We start from the raw sequence: 8,999 nt of genomic DNA, 5'->3' as shown, positions 1-8,999 counted from the left end.
ACCAGCGAGAATTTACCTTCGGTGAGCACTTCAAAAAAAGCCGGCGCTTTGTAATCAGAGTAATCGTTGCCGCGGTTCCACATGTACGGCCGGAAAGTCTGGCGCAGACGGCTCCGTTGGTCGGTAACGGTAAAACTGCTTACATTCACCGGCGCGTAAGCTTGTACCGAACCGTCGGGAAGCGTAACCCGGATAATGTCTTCGGTGCGGTGGTACGCCAAAGGTCCCGATAACGTATCGCCGTTGGTTAAAACTATCCGGCCCTTGGGCCATTCCTGAATATCAACTTTCTGGGCTAGACCCGGAAATAGAACAAAAATTGTAAGGCAAGCACTCACCGCCAGCCTAAACGCGTACGAATTAAGCATAAGTTCATTCTTTTAAAATGTTGTGGCCCAGCTTATCCCGTTTAGTGGTCAGGTAATGTTTGTTATACTCGTTGGGCGCAATTTCAATAGGCACATTCTCTACCACTTCCAGGCCATAGCCTATTAAACCAGTACGTTTTTTTGGATTATTGGATACAAGCCGCATTTTAGTTACGCCTAAATCCCGCAGTATCTGTGCGCCAACCCCGTAATCCCGTTCGTCCATGTTAAAACCCAGTTCCAGGTTGGCTTCTACGGTATCGCGGCCCTGCTCCTGTAATTTATAAGCTTTTAGTTTATTAAGCAAGCCAATGCCGCGGCCTTCCTGGTTCATGTAAACAATTACGCCTTTGCCTTCCTGCTCTATCAACTGCATGGCTTTGTGCAGTTGTGGGCCGCAATCGCAACGGCAAGAGCCAAAAATATCGCCGGTGATGCACGACGAATGGACGCGCACCAGTACCGGTTCGTCTTCTTGCCAGGTGCCTTTTACCAGCGCCAGGTGTTTGGCCCCGTTGCTGCGTTGGGTAAACGCATACAAATCAAATTTACCGTACTCGGTGGGTAATTCTACAGCAATTTCGCGGGTAATTAAACTTTCGGCCACTAGCCGGTATTTAATTAAATCTTTAATGGTAATCAGCTTCAGGTTAAATCTTTTGGCTACCAGTACCAAATCGGGCAGGCGGGCCATCGAACCGTCTTCATTCATGATTTCAACCAACACGCCGGCCGGATTAAACCCAGCTAAACGGGCCAAATCAGTGGCTGCTTCGGTGTGGCCGGCGCGCCGCAATACGCCTTCGTTTCTGGCCCGGAGCGGAAATATATGACCAGGTTTACCTAAATCAGCCGGATCGGTATTGGGGTCTACCAGGGCCTGGATGGTTTTGGCGCGGTCGCTGACCGAAATGCCCGTAGTACAGCCATGCCCCAGTAAATCTACAGATACGGTAAAAGCTGTTTCGTGCAAAGCGGTGTTGCGGCCTACCATCATTTCCAATCCTAATTCATCGCAGCGCTGTTCGGTTAAGGGCACACAGATAAGGCCCCGACCGTGGGTGGCCATAAAATTTACTATTTCGGGGGTAACCGCCTGGGCAGCACAAATAAAATCTCCTTCGTTTTCCCGATCTTCATCGTCAACAACTATTACCACTTTACCGGCTTTAATGTCGGCAATGGCATCGTCAATGCTATCAAACATTTTTTAATTCAGCTTAAGTTCTCTGCAAAAACATTCCTGTTTTAATCAGAACAAAGGTAAGGAAATATAAGTTTGCGAAAAGAAGTTCTCGACAACGAAGTGGTAAAAGCTACGGCTTGGCTCTTTCATTAATATATTTAAAGCTTTAACGCGGGCATTATTTGCGGAATAGCTTAATAAAGTTGCCTATTTGTTTGTTATTACCCAAAACCAGCAAAATATCGCCGGGCGTTACTTTTTTGTTTAAGTCGGGGTTTACCGTAAATTCGTTATCGCGGTTTTTAATACCAACTACAGTGGCACCTGTCTTTTGCCGGATTTCCAGTTCCTGTAAAGTTTTGCCCTGTAGGTTGGGGCGCAATTCCTGGTAATCCAGTTCCTCCAGCCGTAATTTATCCGGCCCTAAACCATCAATCATTTCCAGGAACTGGATTACATCGGGCCGGGTAATTAAATTAGCCATGTGAATGCCGCCTATTTCTTCGGGCATTACCACACTGTCGGCACCGGCCCGTATAAGCTTGTGCTCAGTAGTTTTTTCGGATGCCCGGGAAATAATCCGGATGTCAGCGTTTAACTCCCGGGCCGTTAAGGTTACAAAAACATTATCGGCATCTTTGGGCAAAGTGGTAATAATGGCTTTGGCCCGTTCAATGCCTGCTTGTTGCAAAATATTGTCCTGGGTAGCATCGCCCATAATAAACTCTATTTTTTTTACCTGCGCCACGCGGGTTTTTACCAAATTCTCATCCGATTCTATAACTACCACCATTTCTTTTGCGGCCAGCAACTCATCGCAAGCTTTACTGCCGTTGCGCCCGTAGCCACAAATAATTACATGATTGGCAGCGTGTTTCAGGTCCTGGTTAATCATATAAACTCTGAAAATATTATTTAATTCTCCTTCGAAAAGATAAGCCGAAATAGTAGAAATAAGGTAAGCAAACGTGAGTAGGTTAAACATAATAAAGAATGCCGTAAATATTTGCCCGTTGGGCGAAAGATCGCGCACTTCTTTAAAACCAACCGTAGAAATGGTAATAATGGTCATGTAAAAGGCTTCGCGCAGGCTATAGCCTTCAATTTGAATAAACCCGGTAATGCCGCTGATAGTAACCAGCAATATTAACCCAATGGCAATCAGTAATTTACGGACGCGGAGGTTATAAAACATTTAACGGGCCACCACTACGCCTAACTGGTTGGCAATATCTTTCTCGTACTTCTTTAAGGTGCCATGAATTGCCAGGTGCTGGTCTATGGCAGCCGGGTCCTGTTGGGTTTGCATGGCCTCCATGTTATCGCGAATCATTTGCTGCACGTTGCGCCATTTTAAACGCAACACGGCCGTATCGGCGGCAAATTGCAGCATATCCATTTCGCGGGGTACAAATATCTGGTGGGTTTCCCAGTTTTCGCTTAGTTCAAATTTATCGGTCAGGAACTGAATGGCTTCCTGCCGGATTTCACTGTCGGGGAAATTAATAAAATATTCGGTAGGAATCAGCGGCGCGTGCTGGACTACTTCCTGAAAAATATTAACAAAGCGCGTGTGAATGGGTATTCTAAATTCTACGTCTTCTAATTGCTCGAGCAAATACGGCACAAACGGCCCATTATCCGGCAAATTCTGGTTAGAATAATTAAGTAACAACCTTATAATTTCGCGCTCATGGTGCAGCAAAATGGCATCGTCGGCCGCTACTTTGTCTTCGGGTTGTGGTGTTAAAGTTTCTTCGGGGTGGGTAGTAGGTTGGGTTAAAGCGGCCGGCGTAACGGGTTTAGGCCGCTCCTGCTTCATGAGTTTGTTGTACTCGGTAATCAGTACCTGCTCCTCAATCCCGAATATTACACTACAACGCTGCAAAAAAACAGCCCGTTTAATGGAATCTGGAATTTTGGCAATGCTGGAAATTATTTCCCGAATGGCTTCGGCTTTTTTAACCGGGTTTTGCTCGGCTTCCTGGCTTAACAGCTCGGTTTTAAAAGAAATAAAATCTTTGGCGCTGGCATTAATGTACGCCTTAAAAGCGGTATCGCCTACTTTACGAATGTAGCTATCCGGATCTTCTTTGTCCGGAAAAAGCACCACGTTTACGTTTAAGCCACCTTCCAGAATTAAATCAATGCCGCGCAACGACGCTTTTATACCTGCCGCATCGCCGTCGTACAGTACCGTTACATTTTTGGTATAGCGCCCGATTAATTTTATTTGTCCTTCGGTGAGTGACGTACCCGACGAGGCCACCACGTTTTCAATGCCGCCCTGGCTAAGCGATAACACATCGAGGTAACCTTCTACGAGGTAACACAAATCCTGGCTCCGGATAGCTTGTTTGGCCTGGTACAAGCCGTACAGCACATCGCTTTTGTGGTATATCTCCGACTCCGGCGAATTGACGTACTTAGGCGTTTTATCGTTCGATTTTAAAGTACGGCCCCCAAAACCAACTACCCGCCCCGACACGTTATGAATCGGGAACATGACCCGGGCCCGGAAGCGGTCGTATTTTTTATCTTCCTTAACAATGGTAAGGCCGGTACTTTCCAGAAATTCTAATTTAAAGCCTTGGGCCAGCGCTTTAGACGTAAGGCCATCCCACGCTTCCAGGCTATAACCCAGCTCAAACCGCTGAATAGTGGGCATAGTGAGGCCTCGGTTTCTAAAATAAGGTAAACCAATACTTTGCCCCTGCTCGTGGTTTATCAGAATATCCTGGAAGTAATTTTTGGCAAAATCCGATAAAATATATTGGCTATCACGTTCGCTTTGGGCCTGGTTTATTTCGGGGCTTACCTCCTCTTCTACCTCAATGGCGTACTTGCGGGCCAGGTATTTAAGGGCTTCTACGTAGCCAATGCCCTCCACGTCCATAATAAACTGCACCGAATTGCCGGCTTTGCCGCAACCAAAACATTTGTAAATACCTTTAGCCGGCGATACCGAAAAGGAAGGCGATTTTTCGTTATGGAACGGGCAGGGCGCCCACATATTCTGCCCTTTTTTCTTCAGGGTTACAAAGTCGCCTACCACCTCCACAATATCGGCTTGCTGAATTATCTGGTCGACGGTTTCTTTGGGAATGCGGGACATGCGAAAAGGGTTTTTACAAAGATAAAAATCCCTATGAAAAAGAAATGCACATTTATTTCAATCTACAGCTAAACGGGTAAAGCTGAGACTTTTTAATAGATATTGCTATAAAAAAAGTTTAAGGCGATATACTAAACCAATCTGGGGCACGCTTATAATGCCCCACCAACCGGAAAATGCCTTGGTGTAGGATTTAAAACTTGTAAGTTGGCGTACTCCTCCGCCCCGGAAGTAAGCTAACTTACAGGTTTTTAAAAATTTATTCTGAATTAATTTACTATTTAAGGAAATATTCCAGGAATAAATACGCTTGCTCGTTCGATTCGGGATTAGGCGAGTGTAACGGCCGGTTAGTCATGGCTACCCGGTTTTTGTAGCCCAATAATTTATTTACCTGGATGGTATGGTTTAGCGGTACCCAACGAGCCACGGGATCTTCGGCGCCGCCCGAAACCAAGAATGGGCGCGGGGCCATCAAGGCATGTAGTTCGTGCAAGTCGTAACCTTCCATCACCAGTTGTGGATATAATCCTTTTGCCGGGTTTTCTGCGGTAATTAAACCATTTTTGCGCCAGGGCTTCGGATGATAACCTAAATACCAGGGCTCCCAATAATTAACCGATTCCCGGCTCTCGTCGAATACAATGCCCGGATCAGACCAAACAGCGCACGCAAATTTATCATACAAACAAGACGCAAACATGGCCCATTTGCCCCCAAAAGAGTGCCCCATAATGCCTATGCGGGTAGAGTCTACTTCGGGTAACCTGGCCACCAGGTTCCAGGCGTTAGCTGCCGCATAGGCCAGCATAGAGAGTGGCTGCACCTGTGCATTTTGGATTGATGGGTAATAAATAGAATAGGTTTTAGCCTGCGTTGCCTCCGTGGTACCGATAGACAAGGTTACAAAGCCGCGTTTGGCTAGCTGATAAGCAAAATCACGGTTGGGCGTGCCCAAACCAATGCCCGTTTCGGGTTCGTAAAACGGCACAATTACTGCCGGCATTTTCTTCTTTGAATCCGGTACAGATAAATAGCCAATGGTTTTTTCGGTGGGAGTCCAATTAAACCGGATACGGTGCTGGGTATATCCTTCGCGCCGGGTAGTTTCCAGAATTTCCATTTGCTGGTTTTTAATCAGGGCCGGCCAGTTCCCCATCATACCCTGCCATTTCGTATAAATTTCCTGCCGACGTTTAGGCCATTCTTTCGCCGATTTTACTTCCTGCCCGTTAAAAAATTTTAGAGGCGAACGGTACTTCCCAAAATCGTTCTGAAAGGGCGCTGGTGGTGCAAAAAAAGGCGCAATTTTTTCCCAGATTTCTGGCTGCTCTTTATTCTTTTTTTTTGCCCCTAATTGGGCAAACAAAGTTTGGCTAAGTATTAAACATAGAAAAAGCGAACCAATTATTTTACCTGAAAATTTCATGCTTTCTTTAATGATATATTGGGTGGGGTTTGCTTATGCTGTTTTACCCGAGTAATAAATTATTTTTATTCTTTAAAAATGTTAGAACTGGAAGAGTAGCCCAAGACTATTTAATATTTTAAAGGCCGTTAAACTGTTAAAAACAAGCTTTGCTTTGTTTTTTAAAGCTGATTAATGCCACGTTAAACCGGCATTGCATATAGCGGATTTGAGTAAGTATCAGGATAAAATTAGATTACTTATTATACTTTCATACTTTCAAAAAACTTCTGGTTTACTTGTATGTAATTCACCAGTTGTTTCCGGCAGGACACGGATGGATTGTTTAACCTACCTTTGCCTACTTACTTTTTAATAAATAAAGTATTATTACTGCAACCTGCGGGTAAATAAATAACAGGCAGGTATATATATATTACCTGCCTGTTCTGTTATAAATGGTTTAAAACACCGGTTTATTCCCGCAGTACTTAAGTTGCTACCAAAATAAATCTACGAAGCTTACACTTTAGGTTCCCAACCTTTTTCGTACTCGCGGCCCCAGTATTTCATGGCTTCCTTGTTATTCAGGATGTGGCCGTTAGTGGGATCAATATTTAAAGACTGACCGGAACGTTGGGCAATATTACCCAATTGCACCAGCAAGGTACTTTGGTGACCACTTACAATATCGGAATTTAATTTGCTGCCCGTGCGGATAGCATCGAAGAAATTCTGAATGTGCAGGGCATCCAGTGCTTGCGAAGGGTTAGTTAAATTACGCGGGTCAATGGCCGTATCGTTTTTAACGTCTTTTACTATTTCGTTTTTGGCATTGTAAAGGGTATAAGCGTTGCCCCCACCAATTAACAAAGAGCCGGTTTCGCCGTAAAACATTACCCCTACCGTAGAACCTTCAATGGGGCGGCTATTGCAGCTCCGGCCTTCCCAGGAAATGCTGGTATTATTTTTAAACTCCAGGTTAATCACCTGGGTATCGGGTGTTTCCCAATCGTCTTTGTAGTGATAGCGGCCACCAGAAGATGTAACGCGGGTTGGGTAGTCTACGCCTAATCCCCAACGGGCTATATCTACCATGTGGGTACCATTATTCAGTGCTTCGCCGGTACCCCAGTTCCAGAACCAATGCCAGTTATAATGCACTACGTTGTCTTTGTAAGCACGGCGCGGCGCAGGTCCTTGCCATAAATCGTAGTTTAACCACTCGGGTACGGCTGTTTCTTTTCCAATACCAATAGACGCGCGGCTGTTGGTGTACCAGGTTTTGGCAAAATACGGGCGACCAATGGCGCCTGCTTTTAGCTCGTTTATGGCGGCAATTACATTAGGCCACGAGCGGCGCTGGTTACCCATTTGCAATACTTTGTTGTACTTTTTGGCTGCGGCCATTACCATTTCGCCTTCGGCGGGGTTGTGGCTGGCAGGTTTTTCCAGGTACACGTGCTTGCCGGCTTTACAGGCCAGAATAGCGGCTGGGGCATGCCAGTGGTCGGGGGCGGTTACAATCAAAGCATCCAGGTTTTTATCTTCTAAAGCTTTCCGGAAATCGCCTTGCTCTTTGGGTTTCTTGTTTTGGATTTTCTCTACGGCAGCAACAAATTTTTGTGAAGCCCGCGAATCTACATCGCAGGAATACAATACTTCGCACTTGGGTTGGCGGGCAAAGTTGCTACCCACCGCCATGCCACGGGCATTTACCCCCATGCTGGCCACCATTATTTTATCGTTGGCACCCAATATACGGCCGTAGCTTTTGGCGCTAAACCCCGGTAATATTCCGCCTACGGTAAGGGCCGCCGTGCCCAGGGCCGCTTTTTTAATAAATGTTCTTCTTGTATTTTCCATTTTAAATCTGGATTTTATCAGTATTTGTTTAATGCTTAATTGAATAATCAGGGGGGTTGACTAGCTTTTTTTGCTGCCGGCTTTCTGAAACACGCTGTCTAAGGTTACCGATTTGCCCCCCTGGCGTTTGCTTTCGTCGGCCGCTTCCATAAAGGCGTAAATTTCTAAGGTTTCCTGCGGGTCAACGGGTTGTTCTCCGGTTTGGAAGAATTTAATAATTTGGGCTAGCAAGGCATTATAGCCACCAAAAGGCCCCAGCGACATATTAGCTTTTTCGCCGTAAACGGTGCCACCGTAGTCGTGTTTACCTTTGCGAATTCCCCGGAAGGTACCCACTCGGCCATCTTCCCAAACACCTACCACAACCTCAGTATCTGGTGTAGCGGTTCTGGTTACACTTTTGCAACCTTTACCCATTAAAGCAAACAAGGTTTCTACGCCGTGAATACCGTACCAGAATAAATCAGGGTGCGTTTTCTCCAAAGTAGCCGGGCTAAATGTATCGGCACCCAATATTTTACCAACTTTACCTTGCATGGCTTCTTGTACACTAGGCATATAGCGTAAAGAAGAGGTTGAGAACACCGGTACGTTTTTTTGTTTGGCTGCCTCATAAATAGCTACTACATCGTGTAAAGAAGCCGCAACGGGTTTATCAATAAACATGGGCTTACCGGCTTTTATTACTTCCATAGCCTGCTCCAGCCGTGGTCGGCCATCGTTGGTTTCCAGCAACACCACATCTACTTCTTTTAACAAAGCTTTTACTGAGTCTACTATTTTTACCCCGTGCTTCTTTACTTCTTCTATAAAGCCTGGTATGCGCTTAACACTCGACTCTATATCGTTGCTGCCTTTGGGGTAGGCTGCCACTACTTTGTAGCCGCCGTACTCAGCCCCCGCATCGGCTTTGTTTAACTCTTTCGTAAAAGCAATGCTGTGCGAGGTATCTAAACCAATAATGCCTACCCGCTTGCCTTTTGTTTTTTCTTTACCAAATGCCGGACCGGTGCTTAACTGTAAGCCTAAACCAATGCCAGCTACGGCCGCTGTTTT

6 protein-coding genes and 1 pseudogene are annotated in these 8,999 nt (G+C 45.7%); all 7 read right to left on the bottom strand.

What is annotated here, in order from left to right; genetic code table 11:
- Window positions 1-368: pseudogene (locus tag ACO1R6_RS15150) on the bottom strand (hypothetical protein); the annotation flags it as partial.
- 4 nt (window positions 369-372) lie between these two features.
- Window positions 373-1,575, bottom strand: coding sequence for a bifunctional 3,4-dihydroxy-2-butanone-4-phosphate synthase/GTP cyclohydrolase II (locus ACO1R6_RS15145; protein WP_486265771.1), 1,203 nt, complete (start codon window positions 1,573-1,575; stop codon window positions 373-375).
- 157 nt (window positions 1,576-1,732) lie between these two features.
- The gene (locus tag ACO1R6_RS15140; RefSeq protein ID WP_486265770.1) at window positions 1,733-2,749 is read right to left on the bottom strand and encodes a potassium channel family protein; all 1,017 of its coding nucleotides are present in this window, start codon (window positions 2,747-2,749) and stop codon (window positions 1,733-1,735) included.
- Complete coding sequence (dnaG, locus tag ACO1R6_RS15135; protein WP_486265768.1) at window positions 2,750-4,669, bottom strand: DNA primase; 1,920 nt, start codon at window positions 4,667-4,669, stop codon at window positions 2,750-2,752.
- Between the two features lie 277 nt (window positions 4,670-4,946).
- Window positions 4,947-6,098 carry a prolyl oligopeptidase family serine peptidase gene (locus ACO1R6_RS15130; RefSeq protein ID WP_486265767.1) on the bottom strand — a complete coding sequence of 384 codons (1,152 nt, stop codon included), beginning with the start codon at window positions 6,096-6,098 and terminating at the stop codon, window positions 4,947-4,949.
- Between the two features lie 501 nt (window positions 6,099-6,599).
- The gene (locus tag ACO1R6_RS15125) at window positions 6,600-7,943 is read right to left on the bottom strand and encodes a Gfo/Idh/MocA family oxidoreductase (protein WP_486265766.1); all 1,344 of its coding nucleotides are present in this window, start codon (window positions 7,941-7,943) and stop codon (window positions 6,600-6,602) included.
- 60 nt (window positions 7,944-8,003) lie between these two features.
- Window positions 8,004-8,999 (bottom strand): Gfo/Idh/MocA family protein (locus tag ACO1R6_RS15120; protein WP_486265765.1); only part of this gene is annotated, 996 nt, incomplete at its 5' end.

The sequence above is a fragment of the Adhaeribacter sp. genome, from assembly GCF_057359045.1.
This window is presented reverse-complemented; position numbering and strand designations above follow the sequence as displayed.